1 protein-coding gene is annotated in these 1,010 nt (G+C 36.1%); it reads right to left on the reverse strand.

What is annotated here, in order from left to right; all coding sequences use genetic code 11:
* Positions 1–118: 118 nt before the first annotated feature.
* A partial coding sequence (locus tag ABT369_RS57885) for a polysaccharide deacetylase family protein (RefSeq protein WP_325068530.1) occupies positions 119–1,010 on the reverse strand: 892 nt, incomplete at its 5' end.

Below are 1,010 nucleotides of genomic sequence, written 5' to 3' on the forward strand. Positions count from 1 at the left end.
AATATTATAGTTTGACTGGGTATAGACCTTATAAGCGCCTGTTTTACGCATGGTATGCGTTCCTAGATAGTTAATTCCTACTTATTGTCGGCGGAGCTGGACGCTTCTTTCACAACCTCTATCCTCGATCTTTTTGGTCATACACTTCTTTGACGTTGATAAATTGATCAAGTATTGGATTTTCTCCTTTTAGGTCAGCTTCGAAACGGATACCGTCAATATTGATTCTGGCGTTACGGTAGTAGTCAGTTCCTAGTTGTCCCCATGCAGGAGTTGAGGCATCGACATTGCAGAAGATATCAAATCCTTGTTGTTTCAAGTAAGCAAATTTTTGATTTGCTTCAGAATAAGGTTGCCAATCGCTGATGTCAGCGCCAAATGGGTAGATCAAAATATTTGTTTTGCCTAAAATAGGTGCAACTTCATTTTGCCAACGTTCATTATCTTGTTGGATATCGGCTAAAGAAGCTTGTGTCATATTCAAGTGTCCCCAAGTATGAGAAGCAAAACTCCAACCATCTTTCTTTAATTGATCAGCAACTTTTTTGGCTGCTTCGATTTCTTTGTTTGTTTTTTCGTTATCACCATATTCTGATTTTGATGTACGGTAACCTAATACACCATTATAGCCTGTTAAAGCTAATGTTCCTTTGGCGCCTTGATAAGAAAAATCGGGATGTTTTTTAATGAATGAATCGATCAATGGAACCATATCATAGTCACCAACAGTTTCCTTCTTATTGTCGATATAAATATTCTTGATTTGGTTCTGTTTATCGACAATCAACTTACTTGGAAATCCTGAATTGTCCATGTATTCATAATAGCTGACATCGTCTTGCGAAAGAATTAACGGTTTCTTTCCTTCTGGAAGAGAAACACCTGTAAAGGTCAGTTTTCCATCTGTTCCTTTTTTGACTAATCCATTTAGATTAACAAGAACATAGTTATTTTTATATAACTGATCAATGGTTTTATTGAATTCGGAAATAGTGACCATATAATCTTTA

The sequence above is a fragment of the Dactylosporangium sp. NPDC000244 genome (assembly GCF_040300725.1).
Classification (GTDB): Bacteria; Actinomycetota; Actinomycetes; order Mycobacteriales; family Micromonosporaceae; genus Dactylosporangium.